The following is a 23708-nucleotide window of genomic DNA, read 5'->3' as shown; positions in this document are numbered from 1 at the left end:
GAGCCGGGGGCAGGGGATGCGGGGCGCGTGCCCGCCGCGTCACTCCGCGCGGAACAGCTCCCGGCAGATCCCGAGGTACTCCTCCCGCCGGTCCTCCGCGATGACGGCGCTCACGATGACGACCCACATGACCTCGATGGAGGCGAGCAGGTCGGACTCCGTCTGGGAGCTGCGGCAGACGAGGTCGCTGCCGGTGAAGTAGCCGACCATGCTGCGGCTCAGCTCCGCGGAGGCCAGGGGAGTGACGAGGATCCCGTCTTCGCGGGCGTGCTCGAGGATCGCCTCGACACGGGAGAACCAGCGGTCGTAGAAGGCGTAGGACTCCTCGCGCAGGGCGTTGTTCTCCAGGGTCAGCTCCATGCCGGCGCGGACGACGTCGTCCTCGGCGAGCAGACCGCACAGCGCGCGGGAGGTGCGGATCATCTGCTCGAACGGATCGGCGGTCTCCTCGCGGGCGTTCTCGATCTTCTGATAGGTGCGCACGTGCTGCTCGTGCATGACCGCCAGCGCGATCTGCTCCTTGGACTTGAAGTGGAAGTACATCGAGCCCTGGGAGATGCCCGAGAGCGCGGAGATCTTCGACAGCGAGGCCCCCGCGAAACCCGACTCCTGGAAGGCCGCCGCGGCGCCCGCCAGGATGGCGTCCTGCGTCTTCTTGCCCCGCTCCTGGGCCGGCTGGCGATGTCTGCGCGTCATGAATACCCGTTCCATAGGAGAGCGTCGGTCTGAAGGGGTACGAGAACACGCATCCAACCGTGCGCATTCGGGCCCCCGGTCTGCCAGCCATTCTAGAGTATCGGGGCCGGCACGCCGGGGTTCCCGGACCATATGACGAGCGCCCGCGACCTTCCGTGACGCACCGCCCCGCCCCTCGCGACGCTCCGCCGCCCCTCGCGAAGCGGAGGCCATCTCCCCGTCCGACGGCGTCAGCCCGCCTTCGCCTTGACCAGCAGCGTCCATCCGCAGCCCTGCTCGCCGGTCGCCTCGACCACCCAGGCCTTCGCCGGCATGTCGGTCCCGGCGGCCGTCTCATAGGGGCCGACGTCGAGCAGATAGCGCCCGGCCGTCTCGTGCAGGACGTCCAGGCTCGCCGGCGCCTCGGCGCCGTCCCCGAACCGCACGAGCGCCTCGGCCGGGCTCCCCGCGGAGGGCGGATCCCCCTCGGAGCAGGAGAGGCGGGCGCCCGGCAAGAGATGGGAGTGGTCGACGTCGAGGGGGAGGGGAGAGTCCATCCGCATCACATGAAGGGGCGCAGCGGGGACAGGATCGTCTCGGCGGCGCGAGCCATCAGGGGACGATCGCTCCAGGCCGCGGGCTTCAGGACCTCGCAGTGCTCCGAGTCGGCGGCGAAGACCTTCTCGACCTCCGCCGCGAATGCCGCGTCGATGACCTCGACATTGGTCTCGTAGTTGAACGAGAGCGAGAGCCGGTCGATGTTCGCCGTGCCCACGGTGGACCACTGCCCGTCGATCGTGGCGGTCTTGGCGTGGATCATCGAGGCCCGGTACAGCAGGATCGTGACCCCGGCGTCGAGCATCTCCTTGTAGAAGCCCCGGGAGACCCAGTCCGCCACGATGTGGTTGGAGTCCTTGGGAAGCATCACCCGCACGTCGACCCCGCGGCGCGAGGCGTCGAGGAGCGCGGAGAGGATCTGCTGGTCGGGTACGAAATACGGAGTGTTGACGTAGACATGGTCCTTGGCCCGCTCGATCGCGGTCAGGTACAGGCCGCGGATGGGGTAGACGAGCTGAAGCGGGATGTTCGAGGCCGCATGCACCTCCTGCTTCCAGTCGTCCGCGGGAATCCACGGGATGTGGTCCTGCGGCGCATGCGCGGTGTTCCATTTCCGCGAGATGGAGTTGCGCAGTCCCCACACGTCGGGGCCGATCACGCGCACGTGGGTGTCGCGCCACTGACGGGCGTACATCGAGCCGATGTTGTACCCGCCCACGAATGCGACGGCGTCGTCCACGACGAGGACCTTGGAATGGTCCAGACCGGTATGCCGGATCAGGCCCTTCCAGAACCCGCGCCGCACCACCGGCATCCGCCACACGTCGACCGCATCGGAGAACTGTCCGAAGAACGAGGGCTTCACCACGAGGTTGGCGAAACCGTCGTAGATGACGTGGACGCGGACGCCGCGGTCGCCGGCACGGTTGAGGGCGTCGATGAAGCGTTGGCCCATCTCGTCGCCCTTCCAGATGAAGGTCTCGAGCTGGATCGAGCTCTGGGCGCCGTCGATGGCCTCGATCATGTGGTCGTAGAGGGCGCCGCCCGAGGTGTAGACGCTGAGACGGGAGTCCCCGACCTGGGCGTGGAAGGTCCCGGGCCGCGGGGCATCGCGCTTCCTGCGGCCACGCTGCTTGATCCCGTCGATCGCGGCGAGGGCGCCGACGACGGTGAGCTGCGCGCCGATCAGGCCGCCCGTACCGATCAGGGCTGTCTTGCCTGCCAGGCGACAGGCGCGGGCCAGGGCGGAGCTGTGGGGATTCGTCATCCCGCCAGTCTACGGTCTGGACCGGCAGCAGCCGCGCCGTTCCTGCCGTTACTCCGCCCCCTCCGCCAGGAACCACCCCCGTGCATCGTTCGAGACCGCCGGCATCCGCCGCTCCCGTCCCCGCGGCGCCGCCCACTCGACGGCGTTGGCCAGCACCCGCCGGATCTCCGCCTGGAGGTAGACCGGGTACTCCTGGTCCCCGGGGCTGAAGTAGAAGATGCGCCCGCGCCCGCGGTGGTACGTCAGGCCCGACCTGAAGACCTCGCCCCCGGTGAAGGAGGAGATGAAGACCAGCTCGTCCGGGGCCGGGACGTCGAAGAACTCGCCGTACGTCTCCTGCCGGGGGACGACGACGGGGTTCGGCACGCCGGCCGCGATGGGGTGGTCGGGGGCCACGGTCCAGACCAGCTCCCGCTCGCCCTCGTTGCGCCACCTCAGCGAGCAGGTGGTCCCCAGCAGGCGCTTGAAGATCTTGGCGAAGTGACCGGAGTGCAGCACGATCAGCCCCATCCCCGCCAGCACCCGCTCGTGCACCCGCTCGACGACGGCGTCGTCGACCTCCTCGTGGGCGACGTGACCCCACCAGAGCAGGACGTCGGTGCGGTCCAGCACCTCCTCGGTGAGCCCGTGCACGGGGTCGGCGAGGGTGGCGGTGCTCACCTGCGCCTCGGGAAGCAGCTCCCGCAGGCCCGCGGCGACGGCGCCGTGGATGCCCTCGGGATAGTAGTCGGCGATGTTCGCGGGGTCGCCGGTGCTCTCGTGGACCCCTTCGTTCCAGACCAGGATGCGCAGGCTCATGACAGCTCCACCTCCTTCTTCTCGGCGGCCGAGCGGTAGCAGGCGTCGATGATGCTGGCCCGGCTCAGGGCGAGCGAGCCGTCGTGCTCGGCCCAGCAGGCGGGATCCCTCACGTGCTCCACGAAGGCCTCCACCACCCCCTGGTGGGCCGGGCCCGGGATCGTCTCGACCGCCTCGTCGGCGACCTCGCCCTCGACGTCGCGATAGATGGTGAGGTCCCCGCAGGGGTTCTCGGAGGCGCCGGCGACGTGGAGCCGGGCGCCGCCCTCGGTGCCGAAGGCGCTGAAGTCCAGCAGGTCGGTCTCCTCCCGGTACGCGGCCCACCCCGCCTCGACGATCAGCGTGCCGCCGTCCTCGAGGCGGAGGAAGGCCGAGGCGAAGTCCTCCACCTCGTAGGGGTGGGCCGAGCGGTCCTCGGGGTTGCGGGGCGTCCCGCCCAGCCCGCGGGGGCCGAGCTCGGCGAAGGTCGAGGCGGTCACGCTCCTCACGCGGGGCTCCCCGAGGATGTGCAGGGCGTAGTCCAGCACGTGCACCCCGAGGTCGATGAGCGGGCCGCCGCCGGACATGTCGTGGTTGGTGAACCAGCTGCCCAGCTGCGGGATGCCCCGGCGGCGCTGCCAGGAGGCCCTGCCGTAGTACGGGCGCCCGATCTGACCGGCGGAGACGCGCTCGGCCAGGGCGCGCACGTCGCCGCGCAGCCGGTGGTTGAAGGCGATCTCGAGGACGCGCCCGGCGCGCCGGGCCGCCTCGACCATGCTCTGCCCCTCCTCGGCCGTGCGGGCGATCGGCTTCTCGCACAGCACGTGCAGGCCGCGCTCCAGGGCGGCCAGCGCGATGGGCGCGTGGAGGAAGGTCGGCACCGCGATGCTCACGGCGTCGAGGCCGGGGACCTCCAGGAGGTCGCGGTAGTCGCTCAGGCGGTGCTCGACGTCGTGCTCCTCGGCGAGCCGCCGGAGCAGGTCCTCCTCCTGCCCGGCCAGGGCGATGACCTCGACGCCGGGGATCGCCCGGTAGGCGTCCAGGTGCTGCTGCCCGGCCCAGCCGAGGCCGACGACGCCGACGCGCAGCGGGGGAGGGGTGTCGATAGCGGGCATGGATGATGCTCTCCTTCGGTTCTTCGGCGGCGGAAGCCTCGGCATCGTGTGATCTGGGTGATACCGTAGGACTTTATATTGATCCTAAATAAAATGAGTGTCAACGACCGCGCCGGATGAGACGATGGCGGCCCCGGGGATTCCCGGGGTCCGGCCGCAAGCGTCCCCGGCGGCAGACGATCGACGCGAAGGAGAACGACGTTGTCCTCGACACCCCCGGTGAGCGCGATCCTCGGCGCCGGCTTCATGGCGACCGTCCACGCCCGGGCCGTGCGCGCGGCGCGCGGCCGGGTCGCCGCGCTGGCCTCCTCACGCCCGGAGCGCGCCCGGCAGGCCCTGGATCAGGTGGGTGCCGAGCGCGCCGGCGAGGTCTCCGAGGTGCTGGCGGCCCCGGACGTGGACCTGGTCCACGTGTGCACGCCGAACCGACTGCACGCCGAGCAGGCCGGGGCCGCGCTCGCGGCGGGCAAGCACGTGATCTGCGAGAAGCCGATCGCGACCGGCGTCGAGGACGCCCGGGCCCTGCTGGCGCGGGCGGAGGGGAGCGGCCTGTGCGCGGCGGTCCCCTTCGTGTACCGCTACCACCCCATGGTGCGCGAGGCCCGGGAGCGGATCCGGTCCGGTGGCCTCGGCGATCTCCTGACGGTCGACTGCGGCTACCTCCAGGACTGGATGGTGCGTCCCGACGACGCGAACTGGCGCACCGGCGCCGAGGGCGGGGGATCCCGCGCCTTCGCCGACATCGGCTCGCACCTGTTCGACCTGGTCGAGTTCGTCACCGGGCGCCGCGTCACCGGCCTGACGGCCCGCACGCGCACCGTGTTCTCCGAGCGCGGCGGCGAGCGGGTCTCCAACGAGGACCTGGCGGCCGTCCTCTTCGAGCTCGAGGGCGGGGTGCTGGGCACCGCGCTCGTCTCGCAGATGGCGCCGGGGCGGAAGAACGCGCTGACCCTCGAGGTCCACGGCGCGCAGGCCAGCGCCCGCTTCGAGCAGGAGCGGCCGGAGGAGCTGTGGCTCGGGGCCCGGGAGGGCTCGCGGCTGCTGGTCCGCGACCCGGAGACGCTCCCGCCCGACGCCGGGCGGCTCTCCCGCGTCCCCGCCGGGCACCCGATGGGCTACCAGGACGCCTTCAACGCCTTCGTCGAGGACGTGCACGCGGCGATCCGCGGCGAGCGGCCCGAGGGGCTGCCCACCCTCGCCGACGGCGTGCGCGCGGCGATCCTGACCGAGGCCGTGCTCGCCTCGGCGGCCTCCGGCGCCTGGACGGAGATCCCGCCGGGGCCGTCCGCCGGCTGAGGCGGGGGACGGCCGCATCACGGAACGACTGCATCACCGAACGATCGCATCACCGAACGACCGCAGCACGGAACGGTCGGCCCGAGGAAAGGCCGCCACGAGGAAAGACCTACCCGAGGAACAACCGACCCCGAGGAGAGAAGGAAGCGATGTCGAAGAGCCCGCACCCCGTCACCCTGTTCACCGGCCAGTGGGCCGACCTGCCCTTCGAGGAGGTGTGCCGGCTCGCGGCCGGATGGGGGTACGACGGCCTGGAGATCGCCGCCTCCGGGGACCACCTGGACCTGCGGCGCGCCGAGGAGGACCCGGCCTACCTCGACTCGCGCCGCGCGATCCTCCAGCGCCACGGCCTGGAGGTCCACGCGATCTCCAACCACCTCGCCGGCCAGGCGGTGTGCGACGCGCCGATCGACTTCCGCCACCGGGCGATCCTCCGCGACTACGTGTGGGGCGACGGCAAGGCGGAGGGCGTGCGGCAGCGCGCAGCGGAGGACATGAAGCGGGCCGCACGCGTGGCGCGCCGGCTCGACGTCGACGTCGTCGTGGGCTTCACCGGCTCCTCCGTCTGGCCCTACGTGGCGATGTTCCCGCCGATCGGGGAGGAGATGATCGAGCGAGGATACGAGGACTTCGCCGAGCGCTGGGACCCCATCCTCGACGTGTTCGACGCCGAGGGCGTGCGCTTCGCCCACGAGGTGCATCCCGGGGAGATCGCCTACGACTACTGGACCTCGCAGCGGGCCCTCGACGCCGTCGGCCACCGGGAGGCGTTCGGCTTCAACTGGGACCCCTCGCACATGATGTGGCAGAACATCGACCCGGTGGGGTTCATCCGGGACTTCCGGGACCGCATCTACCACGTGGACTGCAAGGACACCCGGCTGCGGCGGCCCGACGGCCGCTCGGGCGCCCTCGGCTCCCACCTGCCCTGGGGGGATCCGCGACGCGGCTGGGACTTCGTCTCCACGGGCCGCGGGGATGTGCCGTGGGAGGACGCCTTCCGGACGCTCCGCGCCATCGGGTACGAGGGGCCGATCTCCATCGAGTGGGAGGACGCCGGCATGGACCGGCTGCACGGGGCGGCCGAGGCGGTGCGCTTCGTGCGGTCGCTGCTGTGGGAGATGCCGGAGGCTTCCTTTGATGCTGCTTTCTCGCGGCAGTAGGGGTTTGGCGGGAGTCCGCGGGGCGGGAGCCGGATGGGTAGGAATCCGTTGGGCAGGATGGGGATGGGGCGGGGGCAGGACGAGAGGGGCGTGTTGCCGGGCTGCGTCGTGCCCTGATGGCCCGTGGGGCAACAGAGCAGAACGCCGATTTGGGCACATGAGATCGTCTCTGCTAAAGTCATATGTCGTTGGGGCTGTGGCGCAGCTGGTAGCGCATCTGCATGGCATGCAGAGGGTCAGGGGTTCGAGTCCCCTCAGCTCCACTCCATAGGAAAATCCCGTTCTGTCCTCGGACAGGGCGGGATTTTTGTGTGGTGGGTCAGGGGATCCCACGGCTTGAAGGTGGAATCCTTACATACTGAGGTGTGCTGTTGGACGACGAGGCACGGGAGTCAGCAATCGCACCCTCAACAGAGTTGAGACCTGAACTTCTCCTAACTGTTCGTGAGGGGTCCTGTTGATAACCCAGCCATGCGAATCCAGCCTCCACCTCACGGCGCTATAGGGGACAGGCGAGCACAGACAGGTCCCGGCCTCTGTCCACAACGTGCTCCACCAGGACAGAGACCGGAACCGAGTTCTCCCCTCGACCGGGCGAGGACGAAGGCCGTACGGACCGCTATCAGGCGAGCTGATCGGCCGGCCGGAGCAGGACCTCGTTGATGGCCAGGTGTCGGGGCCGGGCGAGGACGAAGGCGATGACTTCGGCGACTTCCTCCGGTGTGACCGTCGCGGCGTCGTAGCCCTTCTGCACCTGTTCACGGGTGGCCTCATCGGTGATGTGGGAAGGCAGCTCCGTGTCCACCACGCCCGGCTCGATGAGGGTCACCCGCACCTCGGGCAGCAGCTCCTGGCGCATCGACTCCGACCACCCGTTGATCCCCCACTTCGTCGCGGCGTAGACCCCGTTGGTCGCCCGGGCGGTACGTCCGGCGACGGAGGAGAGGTTGATCAGGTCCCCGCCGTCGCCGCTCGTCAGCTGGTCGAGGAAGACCTCGGTGGCGGTGATCGCGCCGAGCAGGTTCGCCTCGACCATGGTGCGGTAGTCCTCGCGGCGATCCGAGGAGAACGGGCCCAGCAGCATGACGCCGGCGTTGTTGACCAGCACGTCCGCGCCGCCGAGCTCGTCCTGGACGCGCTGCGCGGCCGCGGCGAGCTGGTCCCGGTCGGTCACGTCGGCCTGGATCGCGATCGATCCGTTGCCGAGCTCGGCGGCCAACGCGTCGATCCGGTCCCGACGGCGTGCCAGCAGCGCGACCCGGTACCCCTCACCGGCCAGGGCGCGAGCGGTGGCCGCGCCGATGCCGGAGGAGGCCCCGGTGATGACCGCGACGCGGCTGCTGTTCTGGTTCTCAGTCATGTGATGACTCCTTCATCTCGATATGTGCCGCTCTCCTGGATGGGAAGGCAGCGGCGCCGGCGTGATCGACCTCTTCGTCCTGTGCCGCCCTCCTGGGCGGGAGGGCTGAGAAGCGCCGGTTCGTCTCGTTCACGCTCCTTGCACGTCTCATCGCATCAGCGGATCCGGCCGTGAGGAAGGCACTGGCAGTTCCTCCCTCGCCGTCGTGCCTCCGGGAGGCGGGAACGGCCGGCGTTCCCGTCACTCGACGGACGTGCGGCGCCCTCGCCCGCGCTCTCCCGGCACGATCAGGATCAGGGCCGCGAGGACGGCGATGCCGAGCATCACGCTGCCGCCGATATAGGCGTCGACGACGCGGCCCTCCAAGGTGGCCGCCCCCGCCGCCGCGGCCGTGAGGACCGCGACGCCGAGCGTGGACCCGAGCTGATGCGCGGTGTTGACCAGGCCGGAGGCGGCCCCGGCGTCCTCGGACCGGGCGCCGGCCACCCCGGCGGAGGTCAGCGGACCGAAGGCGACGCCCTGCCCCAGCCCCAGCAGGATCAGCGGCCCCACGGCCCCGGCGAGGAACGGGGTCTCCGCGGTGATCTGCGTCATCCAGATCATCCCCGCGGTGACCAGCAGGAGCCCGCCGACCAGGAGCAGCGCGTTGCCGAATCGGCGCGTGAGCCGCGTGACGAACAGCGAGGAGGCGAACTGCACGACGGTCATCGGCAGGAACCCCAAGCCCGCCTGCAGCGGAGTCCAGCCGTAGACGCCCTGGAAGAGCTGGGTGGTGAAGAAGAAGAACGCGATCATCGTCCCGGCGAACAGCAGCCGGGCGATCGCGGCACCCGAGCGCTGCCGGCTGGCGAACAGGCGCAGCGGCATGATCGGCTGCCCGGCCTTCCATTCGTTGACCACGAAGACGGCCAGCACCGCCAGCCCGGCGAGGATCGGCCAGAGCGTCAGCGGATCCGCCCAGCCCCTCTCGCCGGCGTTGACGATCCCGTAGACGAACGCGCCCATGCCGAGGGTCGAGGTCAGCGCCCCGACGAGGTCGAAGCGGCCGCGCACCGTCTCGAATCCGGGCAGGAACCTCAGCGCCAGGACCACCATGACGATCGCGATCGGCACGTTGACGTAGAAGCCCGCTCGCCACGAGATCCACTCGGCCAGCGCCCCGCCGACGACCAGGCCCAGGCTCGCCCCGAGTCCCGCCGTGGTGCCGTAGGCGGCGGTCGCGCGGATCCGCTGCGGCCCGGCGGGGAAGATCGCGGTGATCAGCGCCAGCGAGGACGGCGCGACGACGGCCGCGCCGATGCCCTGGAAGGCCCGGGCGGCGATGATCCAGGCCTCGTTCTGCGCGGTGCCGACGAGCAGGGAGGCGAGCCCGAACAGCACCAGCCCGACGACGAACACCCGGCGGCGCCCCAGCAGGTCGCCCATGCGAGCACCCAGCAGCAGCAGTCCGCCGAAGACGAGCGTGTAGGCGTTCTGCGCCCAGGCCATGCCGCTGGCCGAGAGGTCCAGGCTCCGCTGGATCTGGGGGAGGCCGGTGAAGATGATGGAGTTGTCGAGCACGATCATGAAGTAGCTGACCAGCACGATCGCGAGGATCACGCCGGTGCGCAGGCCCGACGTCCGCGCGGGCCTGGAGGAGGACGAAGCTGTAACCATGTCCTCCAGTCCACCCGCGCTCCGCTCGGCGGGGAAGGAGCAGCTGATAGGTGTACTGGCAGTTCCCCCTAGAGTCGAGCACAGGCGACTACCGTGGAAGGCATGGAACATCGTGCGCAGGTCGCCGAGTTCCTGCGCACGCGCAGGGACCGCATCACACCGGAACAGGCGGGCATCATCGGCGGCGGGCGCCGGCGCGTGCCGGGCCTCCGCCGCGAGGAGGTCGCCCTGCTCACCGGCGTCAGCGTCGAATACTATGCGCGCATGGAACGCGGCGACCTCGCCGGGGTCTCCCTCGAGGTGCTCGACGCGCTCGCCCGCGCCCTGCAGCTGGATGAGGCCGAGACCGACCATCTGGCCGACCTCGCCCAGGCGGCCGCGCCGACGCCGCCGCGGCGTCGGCGGGCCGCACCGACTCAGCAGGCCGTGAAGCCCACGCTGCAGCGCTTCCTCGACGCGGTGACCGGAGCCCCGATGTGGGTCAGGGACCGGCGCCTGGACTTCGTCGCGGCCAACCCGCTGGGCCGGGCTCTCTACGCGCCGATGCTCGACGATCCAGCCAACCGGGGCAACACGGCTCGGTTCACCTTCCTCAACCCGGCCTCGCACGTCTTCTTCCCCGATTGGGAGGACAACGCCGAGGGCATGGTGGCCACCCTGCGCACCTACGCCGGACAGAGCCCGCACGACAAGAGGCTCACCGACCTGATCGGGGAGCTCGTCACCCGCAGCGACACCTTCCGGCACCTCTGGGCCAAGCACGACGTCCGCCATCATCGGGCCGGGCTCAAGCGCATCCACCATCCCGTCGTCGGCGATCTGGAGCTCTCCTACGAGGCGATGGAGCTGCCGACGAACCCCGACTGGTTCATGTTCGCCTTCACCGCCGAACCCGGATCACCGTCCGAAGAGCGGCTGAAGCTGCTGGGCAGCGTCGCGATCAGCAGCGACGTGTCCGCCTCACGGCACTGACCGGCCAGCACTGACCAGCCGTGCCGGCCGGCGTCGGCAAACCACGTACTGCCAGTGCCTCCTACGCAGCTGCGGCCCGCTCTACCGTGTAGAGCATGGACCATCGAGCAGAAGCGGCGCAGTTCCTCCGCAGTCGCCGGGACCGCATCTCACCCGACCAGGCCGGTTTCCTTCCCGGTGGACGACGCCGTGTGCCCGGGCTGCGGCGTGAAGAGGTCGCCATGCTCACCCACATCAGCGTGGAGTACTACGCCCGCATGGAGCGCGGAGACCTCTCCGGGGTCTCACCCGACGTGCTCGGCAGCCTCGCGCGGGCACTGAGGCTGGACGAGGCGGAGACCGCCCACCTGCACCACCTCGCCCGGGCCGCGGCCCCGCGAACATCAGCCCGACGCCGGCCTCAGACCCGGCGCGACCTCCGCCCGGGACTGCACCAGTTGCTGCAGGCGATCACCGGGACCCCGGCCTGGATCAGGGATCGCCAGACCACCATCCTCGCCACCAACCCCCTCGGCCGAGCCCTGTACGCCCCCATCCTCGAGGATCCCGTCAACCAGGCGAACGCCGCCCGGTTCATCTTCTTCAGCCCCGACGCGGAGGACTTCTTCCCGGACTGGGACCGAGTCGCCGACGAGGTGGTCGCCACCCTGCGCAGCTACGCCGGCCAAGCGCCGCACGACCCCGGGCTGACCGGCCTGATCGGCGAGCTGGCCACCCGCAGCGACGAGTTCCGCACCCGCTGGGGACGGCACGAGGTGCGCTTCCACCGTCTCGGGACCAAACGCATCCACCACCCCCTCGTCGGCGAGCTCGACCTCGGCTACGAAGCGCTGGAGATACCGACGGACCCCGACCGGTTCCTCTATGCCCACACCGCTGAACCCGGCAGCCCCACCGCGGAACGGCTCCAGCTGCTGGGCAGCCTCGCCGCCACCGAGGAGACCCGGGACCGCAGGGCCACCATGAGATGAGCTCTCACGCTCTGCCGGCGCCCGCGCGGAAAAAGGTGTACTGCCAGTTCCTCCCTCACGCCCCTGGACGCGCCTACCGTGGGAGGCATGACTGAGAACATCACCCTGAACAACGGCGTCGAGATGCCCGCGCTGGGCTTCGGCGTCTTCCAGACCCCGCCCGAGCAGACCGTCGACTCCGTCGTCGAGGCGCTGCGGACCGGATACCGGCTCATCGACACCGCCGCCTCCTACTTCAACGAGCGGGAGGTCGGCGAAGGGATCCGGCAGTCCGACGTCGACCGGTCCGAGGCCTTCGTGGAGACGAAGCTGTGGATCAGCGACTACGGCTACGACGAGGCGCTGCACGCCTTCGACAAGTCCGCCGGGAAGCTCGGCGTCGACCAGATCGACTTGCTCCTGCTGCACCAGCCGCTGACCTCCGACTTCGACAGGACGGTCGCGGCGTACAAGGCCCTGGAGAAGCTGCTCGAGGACGGGAAGGTCCGCGCGATCGGCGTCAGCAACTTCATGCCCGACGCCCTGGAGCGGCTGCTGGAGCGGACCGACGTCGTCCCGGCCGTGAACCAGGTCGAGGTGCACCCCTACTTCACCCAGCCCGAGGTGCAGGCTGCGAACAGGGAGCACGGCATTCTCACGCAGGCGTGGTCGCCGATGGGAGGGATCACCAGCTACCGCGGAGACTCGGACCGCTAGACCTTCAACGACCCGGTGATCGGAGAGATCGCCGAGGCGCACGGGAAGACCCCCGCGCAGGTGATGCTGCGCTGGCACCTGCAGCAGGGCCGCTCCGCGATCCCCAAGTCGGTCAATCCCGAGCGGATCGCCGCGAACTTCGACGTGTTCGACTTCGAGCTCTCCTCGGATCAGCTGGCCACGATCGACGGCCTGAACACCGGAGAGCGCGGCGGCCCCGATCCGGACAGCGTGACCCTGGAGGGCTTCCACCGCGACATCCCCGAGGCCTGAGCGCCGGTTCCGGGAACCGCGATGCAGAGCAGGGACGAGGAGCCCGCCGGCGCGGTGCACCGGTTCACGGCGATCGGCACCGGCTGGCAGATCCGCACGGATCATCCCCTGCCCGACGCCGTGATCACCGAGATCGCCGCCCTGTGCGAGCACTTCGACCGGACCTGGTCGCGGTTCCGCGCCGACTCGATGGTCACCGAGATCGCGCACGCGCCGGGCGGGGGGCGCTTTGAGTTCCCCACCCGCGACGCGGCGCTGCTGGATCTCTACGACCGCCTGGTGGACGTGACCGCCGGGGAAGTGGACCCGCTGATCGGCAGGGATCTGGAACTGCTGGGCTATGACGCGGGCTACTCGCTGAGGCCCGACCGCGCAGGCCTGTCCGAGCGCGTGCCGGACTCCTGGGCTCGCGATGTCCACCGGCGAGGCACCGATCTCATTACGGATCGCCCGGTGGTCATCGACGTCGGTGCGGCGGGCAAGGGCCACCTCGTGGACCTCATCACCGACGTCCTCGACGCCGCCGGGGTCGGAGGGTTCCTCGTCGACGGCAGCGGCGACCTGCGCCATGCCGGGTCCGCGCCCGTCGTCGTCGGCCTGGAGCACCCCACTCGCGCAGGCCGCGTGCTCGGCACGGTGCCGCTGCAGGGCGCGGCGCTGTGTGCCTCGTCGACGACGCGGCGGGCCTGGGGCGAGGGCCTGCACCACGTCCTCGACGGCCGCACGGGAAGCCCCGTGCCCGACGTCGTGGCGACCTGGGCCATCGCCGCGGACGCGGCGACCGCCGACGGCCTGGCCACGGCCCTGTTCCTCGCCGAGCCGGGCCGGCTCGCCGAGTTCGCGTTCACCTGGGTGCGCATGCTCGCCGACGGGCGCGTGCAGTGGTCGGACGACTTCCCGGGCGAGCTGTTCCTCTGAATCCGCCGACGATGCCCATCCCCGACGATGATGCCCACCCGACCGAGACTCTTTCCAAGGACCAGACGATGAAGCCTCACATCCTCACCCGCCCGGCGATCGGCGCCCTGGCCTCCGCCGCCGTCCTCCTGCCGCTGACCGCCTGCGGCAACGGCGACGAGGGAACCGGGGCCACCGGCTCGACGTCGGTTGATCCCTCGACGACGACGCCCGAGCCCGGCCCGGCCGCATCGGGCACGAGCTCGTCCGAGTACCAGGACGGCACGTACACCGCCCGCGGCGTCTACGGCGGGGCCCCCTCCTACATGGACTTCACCATCTCCCTGGAAGACGGGGTGATCACCGGCGTGGACTCGGAGCTGATGGAGGAGAACAACGACACCTCCCGCGGCTATCAGGAGCGCTTCGCCGCCGCCGTGCCCGACGAGGTGGTCGGCGAGAGCATCGAGGATCTCGAGGTCGGGGTCATCGCCGGAGCCAGCGGCTGCGCCGACGGGTTCAACGACGCGCTGGCCAGGGTCCGCGACGAAGCCCGCGCGGACGCCGGCCAGACTCCCGCCGAGCGGGGCTGAGAGCGCTACGGACACGGAGACGATCTCCATCTCATCAGTGCGTTGCTGATGAGAGATAGTCAGTCGTCACTCCTCTTCGTACCCGCTCCGCCCCTCTTTCGAATGGAAACCTTGATGGCCCCGTGTCCTGAGAAGGGGTATTTTCGGATCAGCAGCTTCACAGAATGTCGAGAGATTCCTTCGAAGTGTCTGTGAGAACTCCTGGAAAGGGTCCCGGAAATTCTTTGAAAAAATTCAGCAGGGACTTTCGGAGGGGTTTTCATGACGCGGCGCCGCCACCTGCCCGGTGACGGGCTGCGCCGGCTGCCGCGTGAAGACCACCTCCACGGCATATCGTTCAGGCGCCTGGAAAGTCATCAACGACTCTGGCAGGGAGTCCAGGAGGACTCCCGGGGCCCCGGCCCCAAGGCGCCGTTCCCGTGGGGAACAGGACGTGATCGTGATTCCACGACCTGACTCCACGTTCGCCCTTCGGGGACACAGAGTCGGCACACTATCGCAGAATGCATCACTATTCCGAGCCGAATGCCCCGATTTCGGAGTATTGTGTGAAGCATAGAGGAATTGCCGCTCCCATGATCGCTCGACGAATTCTTCGGGTCTCGCCTCTTCGCCGTCGCCCCTCGGACTGGGCCCGCTCGACGGCATGGGAACAATGGGTGCTCAGCCTCCCCACAGGGACCAGCGGGCGCCGGACAAGAGTGCATCATGACGACCGCCCGTTCATCCAGCTCGCCTGCGGCCGATCGGGGCAAGCCCCGCCCGCTCCAGGACTTCACGGAGCTGGCGCAGATCATCCGCGACAGCGGCCTGCTGCGCCGCCGGTACGGCTACTACTGGGCCAAGATCATCGGCCTGCCCCTGCTCCTCATCATGACCATCGCCGCCTTCGTCTGGATCGGCGACACCTGGTGGCAGCTGTTCACCGCCGCCGCCCTCGCCTGCGTCCTGACGCAGATCGCCTTCCTGGGTCACGACGCCGCCCACCGGCAGATCTTCATCTCCGGCCGCTGGAACGACTGGATCAGCATCATCCTGGGCGACCTGCTGGTCGGCATGAGCTACGGCTGGTGGCGCCACAAGCACACGAAGCATCACGCCAACCCGAACAAGCTCGGTTCGGACCCGGACATCGAGCTGCCGGTCATCGCGGTGACCGCCGAGGACGCCGCCCCGCACCGAGGCCCGGCGCCCCTGCGGTGGTTCCGCGCCCACCAGGGGATCTTCTTCTTCCCGCTCCTGCTGCTGGAGGGCCTGTCGCTGCACGCCTCGAGCGTGCGCCGCGTGGCGACCCGCGAGCACCTGGACCGACGCTGGGCCGAGATCGGGTTCATGAGCGTGCGGCTGCTCGGCTTCCTGACCCTGGTCTTCCTCGTGCTCTCGCCCGGCGTGGCCTTTGCGTTCCTCGGCGTGCAGCTGGGCCTCTTCGGGCTCTACATGGGCGTCTCCTTCGCCCCGAATCACAAGGGGATGCCCGTGGTCCCGCGGGAGCTCAAGCTCGACTTCCTGCGCCGTCAGGTCATGATGAGCCGCAACATCCGCGGCGGTCGCTGGATCGACGTCGCCTTGGGAGGGCTCAACTACCAGATCGAGCACCATCTCTTCCCGTCGATGCCGCGGCCTCATCTGCGCCGCGCGGCGCCGATCATCTCGGAGTACTGCCGTGAGCACGCCGTCCCCTATACGCAGACGGGCCTGTTCCGCTCGTACGCGGTCGTCGTCCGCTACATCAACCGCGTGGGGCTGGGGGAGCGCGACGTCTTCACCTGCCCGCTCATGGAGATCCGCCAGTACCCCGGGACCTCCGCCCCCGCCTGACCCGCGCGCAGAAGGACTCCGGCGGGCGTGCGGGTCAGGAGGGAAGCTCCCGGAGGTAGCCCTCGGAGGTCGAGGCGAGATCCGCCAAGAAGGCCTCGAGCTGCTGCAGCACCTCGTCGGAATAGGCGCTCATCATGATGCCCAGACGCGAGGCCAGGGGGTCGAAGAAGGCGTCGGCCGCCTCCCGAACCCGGGAGGTGGAGCGCAGGGTGACCACGCGCCGGTCGGCGTGGACGCGGCTCCGCTCGATGTGGCCGTTCGCCTCGAGCCGGTTGAGCAGGGACGAGGTCGCGCCGGAGGTCAGGCCGATCCGCTTGGCGAGCCGCGCGGGCGAGAGCGGGGCCTCCCGCTCTTCGGCCTCGAGGATCTCGATCAGCGCCGAGGCGTCCGTGGGGTGCAGGTCGAGGCTCGCCGCGAAGCGCTTGCTGATCTCCGCTGACACCGCGCCGTAGGCGCGAAGCCCCGCCATCACCCGATCGGGGGCGCCGGCGGGCTTCGCGGCGCTCTCGTCCCGGACGTTCTCCTCCACTCGGTCTCCTTCCTCCGTCGGATCGACTCGTTGACACGGTATCATTGGGTAAAGTAACTTCACCATGTAACTACTTGTTGGTAAAGATATATGGAGGTTACTCAATGGCGCGTCTCTCGGCGAATGCCCGACGCTGGATGGGCCTGATCGCCATCGCCCTGGGTGTGGCGCTGATCGTGGTGGACACGACGATCGTGAACGTGATCACGCCCTCGGTGATCGAGGACATCGACATCGACTCGACGCAGGCGCAGTGGATCCAGGAGTCCTACGCGATCATCTTCGCCGCGCTGCTGCTGCTTGTGGGCCGCGTCTCCGACATGCTGGGCGCCCGGGCGGTCTTCACCTGGGGCGTGATCTGCTTCGGCCTGACCAGCCTGCTGGCCGGGCTGGCCCCCAGCGGCGAGATCCTGATCCTCGCCCGGTTCCTGCAGGGGATGGCCGCGGCGCTGATCCTCCCGACCTCGCTGGCGCTGCTGAACCGCATGTTCACGGGGAAGGCGCGCGGGCAGGCCTTCGCGATCTGGGGCTCGACCATCGGGGCGGCGACCGCACTCGGCCCGGTCATCGGGGGATGGCTCTCCGAGCACTGGAGCTGGCGCTGGGCCTTCGGCATCAACATCCCCGTCACCCTTCTGATCCTCGTGCTGGCCGCTCTCTTCCTCGTGCCCACCCCGCGCAAGCCGGGGCGCATCGACGTGCTCAGCGCGGTCCTGTCGATCCTCGGCCTCGGCCTGCTCGCCTTCGGGCTCATCGAGGGGCGCATCTACGGGTGGTTCCTCAGCGAGAAGGCCTTCGAGCTGCCCGGCCTCACCTGGGACTCCGGCCTCTCGCCGGCTTTCGTCGCCCTGGTCCTCTCGGCCCTGCTCCTCGCGGTCTTCGTCTGGAGCCAGATCCTCGCCAGCCGACCCGGCAGCAGGCGCGAGCCCTTCATGAACACGAACCTGTTCTCGATCGCCTCGTTCCGCAACGGCAACGTCGCCACCACGATCATCGGGCTGGGGGAGTACGGCATCATCGCGGTGCTCCCGCTCTGGCTCGTCTTCACCATGGACTACACCGCACTGCAGGCCGGGCTCGCCCTCGTGCCGATCGCGATCGGCAGCTTCGTCGCCAGCGGCATCAGCTTCCCCCTGATGGCGAGGGTCTCGCCGCTGGGCATGGTGCGCATGGGCCTCGTCCTCGAGGTCCTCGGCCTCCTCGGGCTGGGCGGAGTGGCGGCCTTCACCGACGCCGCCTGGTGGCAGATCTCCCTGGCGGTCTTCTTCTACGGCATCGGCGTGGGCTTCGCGACCTCGCAGGTCACCAACGTCGTCCTCGCCGACGTTCCCGAGGACGAGGACGGCCAGAGCTCCGGCATCCAGAGCACCTTCCGCCAGCTCGGCTCCGCGCTCGGGATCGCGACCCTGACCACCGTGTTCTTCTCCACGCTGAGCTCAAACCTGCGCGACCGGCTGGTCGACGCGGGACTCTCGGCGGATCAGGCCGAGCGGTTCGGCGACGCGGTCACCGACAGCGCGGGGGCCGCCATCGAGCCGCTCGGGGCGAATCCGGACACCGCGTTCGTCGCCGATGCGGCGCGCGACGCCATGACCCACGGTCTCGCACTGGGGTCCTACCTGGCGGCGGGGTTCCTGGTGCTGGGCGTCATCGCGACCGCGTTGATCCCGAACACTCAGAAGGTGCGGTCCGCGCCCGCCGAGACTGCCGAGGACGCGGAAACTGCATCACGCCGGTGACCCCCTGAACCCGGGGAGCGTCCCGGCAGCCCTCCGCGCTGTCCAGAACACGCCGTCGGCTCGCCGCCTGAACGTCTTCCGTCCAGGGGTGCCCCCGCGGGGGGCACCCCTAGGGCGCTCAGGCCCTCTGGAAAGCTCAAGCCCGGGAGCCCAGCTCCACGATGTGCTCCGGCAGCCGCTCGTTGCTGCCGTACATGAAGTGGTTCTCCATCTTCTCCGAGAAGCGGCTGGCCTCGGTCTCCAGCCCCACCGCCTCGGCGACCTGGCGGATGTGCATGGGCGCGGCCCCGCAGCACACCCCCAGGTAGTTGACGCCGGCGGCGTAGGCGTCCCGGGCGAACTTCCCGATCTCGTAGCGGTTCGCGTACAGCGGGTCGAGCGCAGTCGGGAAGGTGCGGCCGTGCGGGGACGGCACGCTCGCGGAGACGTCGCTGAGGTTGAAGAAGGTCGGCTCGGCCGGGGTAGTGCGGTAGGGGATGGGCAGCGCGCCCACGTGGCAGGAGACGGCCTCGCGGATCTCGAGCAGGTGGGGGAGCATCGTCTCCGGCCCGCGGAAGCAGTTGAGGCCCACGACGTCGGCCCCCGCCTGCTCCAGGCGCTGCGCGGTCTCCACGATGCTCAGGCCGTCGGCCATCTCTTCGAAGGCCATGGGGGCCAGGGTGATGACGGTGGGCAGCCCGGTGGCCTTCGCGATCTCGAGCGCGGCCAGGGCCTCCCCGGCGTAGTAGAAGGTCTCGCCGATGATGAGGTCGGCGCCCTCCTCCACGGCCCAGCCCACCATCTCCGTGAACATGGAGCGGACCTCGTCCTGGGCCTTGGCGTCGGAGGGGTCCCAGATGTTGGAGTTCGAGATGTTCCCCGCCATGAGGTTGCCCGGCTTCGCGTCGGCGACCTCGCGCGCGATCCGCAGGGCGGAGCGGTTGAGCGGCTCGAGCAGGTCCTCCTTGCCGATCACCCGCATCTTCTCGCGGTGGCCGTTGTAGGTGAAGGCCTCCACGATGTCGGAGCCCGCCCGCTGGAAGTCCACGTGCAGGCTCCTCAGCGCCTCGGGGAACTCGAGGGCGACCTCGGGGACGAACTCTCCGGCGGTGAGGTAGCCGCGGCGCTCGAGCTCGAAGAGGAAGCCCTCCGCGACGATGACGGGGCTCGCGTCGAGGCGCTCGGTCAGCTGGTTGGTCATGGGGTGTGTCTCCGCTCTCTCGGCGTACGGCTCTGACCCCCACAGCATGCACCATGCGGCCGACGCCGTCGATTGCGCCGTGTCACAAACCGAACCGGTGTCATACGGCGATATCTGGCGCCACACCGGGTCTCAGAGACGCCCTGCGGTCCGGACCCTCGGTCGGGGGTCGGGGCCCTCCGGCCGCGCGCGGCCGGAAGGATCGCCGCCGGATTCTCTCCAGTTAAGAGCCTTTCGGGTGCGAGCGTCCCGGGACGGGGAGAGGCTCGGCCTTCCGGACCTCCTCCCCGCCCTCGCCGGGGCCCGGATCAGGCGGTGATGTTGGCGCTGTCGCCCCCGGTCGCCGCGAAGCTCGTGCCGGTGACCATCCTGGCCTCCTCCGAGGCGAGGAAGACGACCAGCGGGGCGACGTCCTCGGGCTCGACCCACGGGACCCCGAGCGGGAGCTTGGCGCGCTGGGCGTCGGCCGCCGTCTGCTCGTCGCGGGCGAGGTCGCCGGCGGACTCGCCGCCGCCGGAGCGGATGATCTGCGCGTAGCGCTCCTCATGCCGGGTGAGCTTCGTGTTGACCAGTCCCGGGATGACGGCGTTGACGGTGATCCCGTGCCGGCCCAGCTCCAGGGCGGCGGACTTCATCAGCCCGATCAGCCCCCATTTCGACGCCGAGTAGCCGGAGCCGTCGAGGGTGCCGTGCTGGCCCTGGGTGGAGGAGGTGATGACGATGCGCCCGCCGCCGCGCTCGACCAGCAGAGGGGCCGCGACCCGCAGGACGTTGGCGGTGCCGGTGAGGTTGATGTCGATCTGGTCGTGCCAGAGCTCGTCGCTCATCTCCATCAGCGGGGCGAAGCCCTGGACGCCGGCGTTGGCGAAGAGCACGTCGAATCCGCCGAAGCGTTCGACGACCTGCGAGAGCCCCTCCCGGACGGCCTCCTTCTCGCGCTGGTCGAAGACCACCGGCAGCCAATCCGCGCCGGCGGTCTCCACCAGCCTGCCGGTCTCCGCCAGGTCCTCCGGCGTCGCCGGCTCGTAGTCCATCGCGGCGCTGGCCTGCGCCGCGATGTCGGCGCCCGCGACCCGGTACCCGGCCTTCGCGAGGGCGACGGCGCTCGCCCGCCCGATCCCTCGCGCGGCTCCCGTCACCACTGCCACTCGTGCTTCACTCATCGTCTCCTCCTCGTTCGTCATTCTTCACTGCGGTCTCTCGGCTTCTCGCCCAGGTCAGCGCTGCCGCGCCGAGGGCCATGAACACGCCGCCGACGAGCAGCGCCTCGGCGCCGGAGCCCATCCGGACGAGCAGCGCTCCGAGGGCGCCGCCGGCGCACATGGACAGGACGGCGCCGACGCGGCGTCCCCACTTCTCGCCGGTGCCGCCGGCGACGGGGGAGTCCAGGGCGAAGTTCACCAGCGTGCTCGTGACGACGACCGTGGTGACGTCGGAGATCTGCGCGCCGCGGGCGGCGACCGCCTGGATTCCCATGGCCGCGGCGAGCACCGCCGTCAGACCCAGCAGCCAGCCGCCCGCGGGGTCCTCCAGCAGCAGCCACGCGATCCCGAGCAGGAGGATCGCCGCCGCCGTGCCGGTCAGGAGCACCAGGTGCGCCGTCGGCAGGCGCGTCCGGTGCCGCCGGCCGCGCACGAGCCGGCCGGCGAGCACCGCCCCGGCGAGGAACCCGGCCAGCGCGATCGCGTTGTTCACCAGCGGGACGTTCCCGGCGCCCGCGAGCCCGAAGCCGACGAAGAGCACGTTCCCGGTCATGTTCCCGGTGAACACGCGGTCCAGGGCGAGGTAGCTGACCGCGTCCACCACGCCGGTGGCCACGGTCAGGGCGAACAGGCCCACCAGGTAGCGGGCGTCCGGGTCCGGTGTCCGGTGCACTTGGCGCTCGTCAGCCGGGCAGTCGCGGGAGTCGGTTCGACTCCGCCGGGCCGACGAGTTCCTCGTCGCGGCGGGAGATGCTCGCGCGCAGGGCGGCGGTGAACCCGCCCAGCGGGTCGCCCGGCAGACCGCGGACACTCCGGCTCCCGGCATCTCCGGTGGTCTCGACGACGACGTCGGCAGCGGTGCGCATGACGCTCTCCTCTGGTCGTGGGGCAACCTTGGCCGTCCCGTGAGGTCCCATGGTCCGCAGGGCAGGCCCTGATCCAATAATGGCAGTAACCGGCTTTATGGTCCAGTGCCAAGCCGGGTGCGCGCATGGTCTAGGGTGCAAGTCATGGCACGCGCGCGTCTGTCCCCGGAGACCCTCCTGAAGATCTCGCTGAAGTGCGCCCAGGCCTTCCACGAGCACGGCGGCGATGCGCCGACGCGCGCGCTGGTGGCGGAGTCGGGGCTGTCCGAGCGCACCTTCTTCCGCTACTTCCCGACGAAGGCCGAGAGTCTCCGTCCGCTCCTGGACGCGGGCAACCGCCGCTTCGCCGACGCCCTCGCCCGGCGCCTCGAGGGGAGCGCGTCCGACCACCTGGACGCCGTGGCCGACGCGTTCGGCGAAGCCGTCGCAGCGGGGAGCCTCGACTGGGGGAACCACCTGATGCAGCTCGTGCTGACGGTCCCGGCGCTGCGGCGGGTGTGGCTGGAGGCGAACGAAGACCTCCCCGCCCTGCTGTGGCCCGTCCTCGCGCGATCGCTGGACCTTCCCGAGGACCACGACGAGACGCTCATGGCGGCGGACGAGGCGGTGCTCGTGGTGGTCTGCGCGGTCCGCGTCATGGCTCGCCGGGGCGAGAGCCCGCGCGAGGCGGTCGAGCGGGTCGCCGTCGCCTTCCGGAAAGATCCCCTGGCGCGCTCGGTGGGCGGTTCATAGCGTTGCCGTGATACCGCCGGTGAAGCACTCCCGCATGGCTTCACCCCGGCCGAGTACATCTCTCAGATCCTGGGCGCTGCCCGCGGGCCTGCTCGCCCTCGGAACGGGGCTCTCTGTCTCTCTCCCTGAGCGGGTCAGTCCGACCTCCTGAGCTCCTCCACCGCGTCCAGGAGAGCTTCTTCCACCGATTGCGCCAGCCCTTTGATGCTGCAGAGCCGCCGCATCGGGATCAGGGCGGCGCCGTGCAGGTTGACGGGGACGAAGACGCCGTCCCGCATGAGGCCGCTCGTCAGCAGGACGCCCTCCTCCTGGGGGTCGAGAACCAGGCTGATGTTCTTGTCCCCCAGGAGGAAATGCACAGAGTCCGTGAGAGGGAGCCCGATCAGATGCGTCTGCCGGGCGATGGACCGCGCTGCTGATCGGAGGTCGGGTTTGGAACGGGGATCTTCTAGAGGGATGAATAAAGGCTGTGTCATCGCATTCTCTGTGAAGTAGGTGGTCTGTCGGGAAGCCGCGTTCAGAGGCCTCCTAGATCGGACGCCTGGGCCCGCCTTGCAGCGCGCCTCGTTTCGAGCGGACGTTCCCGCCCCGTACGTGGCAGGGGCATGCATTGCGTGCGGACTCAGATGAAGTGCCGGTAGAACCAGCAGGAGCGGGCCGGATCCGGGGAGAGCATCGGCTGGGAGACCCCCGGGACCTTCAGCTGTTCGCGGGGCCTGGTGACCTCGTAGCCGGCCTGGAGGTAGTAGGAGGCGCTCTTGGAGGAGCAGAGACCGAAGAGCATGTCCACGGCGATCCCATCGTTGGCGAGGAACTGGGGGATCAGGTTCAGCCCGACCAGGCCCAGGCCCTCCTCGCGCCAGTCTGGGTCTACAGCGACGACGGTGAACAGGCTGGCGTATTCGCCGGGGGTCCTTCCGTGGGTGACCAGGACGGTGGCCAGAAGGGTCCCGCAGCGGACGTAGGCGGCGATGCCGAGGGTGCCCTCTTCGAGGGTCCAGGTCGGATGGCGGAAGGGCTGTCGGCGGACGAGACGTTCGATGCCGGGGGTATCTTGGGGGCGGATGGCGCGCCAGTGGATTCCTTTGACGGTGTGCAGATTGTGATGGCGCTTGCTGTGCTGCCTGACGGCGGCGGGTGTGGCGACCTGGTGCATCACAGTTTTCCTCTCCTGGGACAGCGCTGTCCCGGCGGTGCGAATGAAAGACGAGCTGCGTACGCGGCCTGCGGCCTGACGGCTAGGGGCCGACGGTACTGAGCATAGGAAAAGGGCGTCTGCGGAGTGTGCTGTATGCCACCGGCTTAATAACAACGCGAGGCCCGGCAAAGGGATCGATGGCGCCGGCGGGCAGTATCTCCGATCGTGCCCTGAT

Annotated in this window: 23 protein-coding genes, 1 tRNA gene and 1 pseudogene; 11 read left to right on the top strand and 14 right to left on the bottom strand. The window is 70.0% G+C overall.

From position 1 onward, the window contains the following. Nucleotides 1-39: 39 nt before the first annotated feature. The 5 genes from EWV39_RS07745 to EWV39_RS07725 all read right to left on the bottom strand — a co-directional run bounded on the left by EWV39_RS07745 (nt 40) and on the right by EWV39_RS07725 (nt 4392). Nucleotides 40-696: a ScbR family autoregulator-binding transcription factor gene (locus EWV39_RS07745; protein WP_165313220.1), complete on the bottom strand. Its 657-nt coding sequence runs from the start codon at nt 694-696 to the stop codon at nt 40-42. A 230-nt stretch (nt 697-926) separates the two neighbouring features. Further along, on the bottom strand, nt 927-1232 hold the full coding sequence (locus tag EWV39_RS07740; protein WP_129658358.1) for a hypothetical protein: 306 nt from the start codon (nt 1230-1232) through the stop codon (nt 927-929). A 5-nt stretch (nt 1233-1237) separates the two neighbouring features. Continuing rightward, the gene (locus tag EWV39_RS07735; RefSeq protein WP_129658356.1) at nt 1238-2500 is read right to left on the bottom strand and encodes a phospholipase D-like domain-containing protein; all 1263 of its coding nucleotides are present in this window, start codon (nt 2498-2500) and stop codon (nt 1238-1240) included. A 48-nt stretch (nt 2501-2548) separates the two neighbouring features. Next, nucleotides 2549-3298, bottom strand: a complete 750-nt coding sequence (locus EWV39_RS07730) for a ThuA domain-containing protein (protein ID WP_129658354.1) — start codon at nt 3296-3298, stop codon at nt 2549-2551. Next, on the bottom strand, nt 3295-4392 hold the full coding sequence (locus tag EWV39_RS07725; protein WP_129658352.1) for a Gfo/Idh/MocA family protein: 1098 nt from the start codon (nt 4390-4392) through the stop codon (nt 3295-3297). The genes EWV39_RS07730 and EWV39_RS07725 overlap by 4 nt, the downstream gene beginning before the upstream one ends. Before the next feature lie 201 nt (nt 4393-4593). Between EWV39_RS07725 and EWV39_RS07720 the strand changes: the two genes are divergently transcribed. The 3 genes from EWV39_RS07720 to EWV39_RS07710 all read left to right on the top strand — a co-directional run bounded on the left by EWV39_RS07720 (nt 4594) and on the right by EWV39_RS07710 (nt 7114). Then, the gene (locus EWV39_RS07720) at nt 4594-5688 is read left to right on the top strand and encodes a Gfo/Idh/MocA family protein (RefSeq protein WP_238148175.1); all 1095 of its coding nucleotides are present in this window, start codon (nt 4594-4596) and stop codon (nt 5686-5688) included. Between the two features lie 149 nt (nt 5689-5837). Next, the gene (locus tag EWV39_RS07715) at nt 5838-6851 is read left to right on the top strand and encodes a sugar phosphate isomerase/epimerase family protein (RefSeq protein WP_129658350.1); all 1014 of its coding nucleotides are present in this window, start codon (nt 5838-5840) and stop codon (nt 6849-6851) included. Between the two features lie 190 nt (nt 6852-7041). After that, a tRNA-Ala gene (locus tag EWV39_RS07710) sits at nt 7042-7114 on the top strand. Between the two features lie 359 nt (nt 7115-7473). Here the strand turns inward: EWV39_RS07710 and EWV39_RS07705 are convergent. Then, nucleotides 7474-8211: an SDR family oxidoreductase gene (locus EWV39_RS07705; RefSeq protein ID WP_129658348.1), complete on the bottom strand. Its 738-nt coding sequence runs from the start codon at nt 8209-8211 to the stop codon at nt 7474-7476. 240 nt (nt 8212-8451) lie between these two features. Next, a complete protein-coding gene (locus EWV39_RS07700) occupies nt 8452-9867 on the bottom strand; it encodes an MFS transporter (protein WP_129658346.1) in 1416 nt (471 codons plus the stop codon). A gap of 102 nt (nt 9868-9969) precedes the next feature. Here EWV39_RS07700 and EWV39_RS07695 point away from each other — a divergent pair, with 102 nt between their 5' ends. From EWV39_RS07695 to EWV39_RS07670, 6 genes and pseudogenes are all read left to right on the top strand, one after another. Then, entirely contained in the window at nt 9970-10839 is an 870-nt protein-coding gene (locus EWV39_RS07695) for a helix-turn-helix domain-containing protein (protein ID WP_129658344.1), read from the top strand. Nucleotides 10840-10934: 95 nt separating this feature from the next. After that, the gene (locus EWV39_RS07690) at nt 10935-11810 is read left to right on the top strand and encodes a helix-turn-helix transcriptional regulator (protein WP_129658342.1); all 876 of its coding nucleotides are present in this window, start codon (nt 10935-10937) and stop codon (nt 11808-11810) included. Nucleotides 11811-11897: 87 nt separating this feature from the next. Beyond that, nucleotides 11898-12779: pseudogene (locus EWV39_RS07685) on the top strand (aldo/keto reductase). A gap of 21 nt (nt 12780-12800) precedes the next feature. Beyond that, nucleotides 12801-13697, top strand: coding sequence for an FAD:protein FMN transferase (locus tag EWV39_RS07680; protein WP_129658340.1), 897 nt, complete (start codon nt 12801-12803; stop codon nt 13695-13697). 68 nt (nt 13698-13765) lie between these two features. Continuing rightward, nucleotides 13766-14269, top strand: a complete 504-nt coding sequence (locus tag EWV39_RS07675; protein ID WP_129658338.1) for a hypothetical protein — start codon at nt 13766-13768, stop codon at nt 14267-14269. Nucleotides 14270-14977: 708 nt separating this feature from the next. After that, the gene (locus tag EWV39_RS07670; protein WP_129658336.1) at nt 14978-16087 is read left to right on the top strand and encodes a fatty acid desaturase family protein; all 1110 of its coding nucleotides are present in this window, start codon (nt 14978-14980) and stop codon (nt 16085-16087) included. Between the two features lie 34 nt (nt 16088-16121). Here EWV39_RS07670 and EWV39_RS07665 read toward each other — a convergent pair whose 3' ends face one another. Continuing rightward, nucleotides 16122-16616, bottom strand: a complete 495-nt coding sequence (locus tag EWV39_RS07665) for a MarR family winged helix-turn-helix transcriptional regulator (protein ID WP_202864908.1) — start codon at nt 16614-16616, stop codon at nt 16122-16124. Nucleotides 16617-16720: 104 nt separating this feature from the next. Here EWV39_RS07665 and EWV39_RS07660 point away from each other — a divergent pair, with 104 nt between their 5' ends. Next, entirely contained in the window at nt 16721-18355 is a 1635-nt protein-coding gene (locus EWV39_RS07660) for an MFS transporter (protein ID WP_129658334.1), read from the top strand. A 136-nt stretch (nt 18356-18491) separates the two neighbouring features. On the opposite strand, the gene EWV39_RS07655 is transcribed toward EWV39_RS07660, so the two are convergent. The 4 genes from EWV39_RS07655 to EWV39_RS13810 form a co-directional block, all read right to left on the bottom strand. Then, entirely contained in the window at nt 18492-19535 is a 1044-nt protein-coding gene (locus EWV39_RS07655; protein ID WP_129658332.1) for a homocysteine S-methyltransferase family protein, read from the bottom strand. A gap of 308 nt (nt 19536-19843) precedes the next feature. After that, nucleotides 19844-20698 carry an SDR family NAD(P)-dependent oxidoreductase gene (locus EWV39_RS07650; protein ID WP_129658330.1) on the bottom strand — a complete coding sequence of 285 codons (855 nt, stop codon included), beginning with the start codon at nt 20696-20698 and terminating at the stop codon, nt 19844-19846. Continuing rightward, nucleotides 20691-21410 carry a YoaK family protein gene (locus EWV39_RS07645; protein WP_165313218.1) on the bottom strand — a complete coding sequence of 240 codons (720 nt, stop codon included), beginning with the start codon at nt 21408-21410 and terminating at the stop codon, nt 20691-20693. Before EWV39_RS07645 ends, EWV39_RS07650 begins: the two co-directional genes overlap by 8 nt. Before the next feature lie 10 nt (nt 21411-21420). Continuing rightward, nucleotides 21421-21603, bottom strand: coding sequence for a hypothetical protein (locus EWV39_RS13810; RefSeq protein ID WP_165313216.1), 183 nt, complete (start codon nt 21601-21603; stop codon nt 21421-21423). Between the two features lie 144 nt (nt 21604-21747). Here EWV39_RS13810 and EWV39_RS07640 point away from each other — a divergent pair, with 144 nt between their 5' ends. After that, nucleotides 21748-22335, top strand: a complete 588-nt coding sequence (locus tag EWV39_RS07640) for a TetR/AcrR family transcriptional regulator (RefSeq protein WP_129658327.1) — start codon at nt 21748-21750, stop codon at nt 22333-22335. Between the two features lie 134 nt (nt 22336-22469). Here EWV39_RS07640 and EWV39_RS07635 read toward each other — a convergent pair whose 3' ends face one another. Beyond that, nucleotides 22470-22694 carry a hypothetical protein gene (locus EWV39_RS07635; RefSeq protein ID WP_129658325.1) on the bottom strand — a complete coding sequence of 75 codons (225 nt, stop codon included), beginning with the start codon at nt 22692-22694 and terminating at the stop codon, nt 22470-22472. Between the two features lie 263 nt (nt 22695-22957). Further along, nucleotides 22958-23491: a hypothetical protein gene (locus tag EWV39_RS07630; RefSeq protein WP_129658323.1), complete on the bottom strand. Its 534-nt coding sequence runs from the start codon at nt 23489-23491 to the stop codon at nt 22958-22960. Between the last annotated feature and the right edge of the window lie 217 nt (nt 23492-23708).

It is taken from the genome of Rothia halotolerans (assembly GCF_004136635.1).
GTDB classification, from domain to species: Bacteria; Actinomycetota; Actinomycetes; order Actinomycetales; family Micrococcaceae; genus Rothia; species Rothia halotolerans.
The sequence above is the reverse complement of the archived record's forward strand: the minus strand, read 5'-3'. Positions and strand labels throughout refer to the sequence as shown.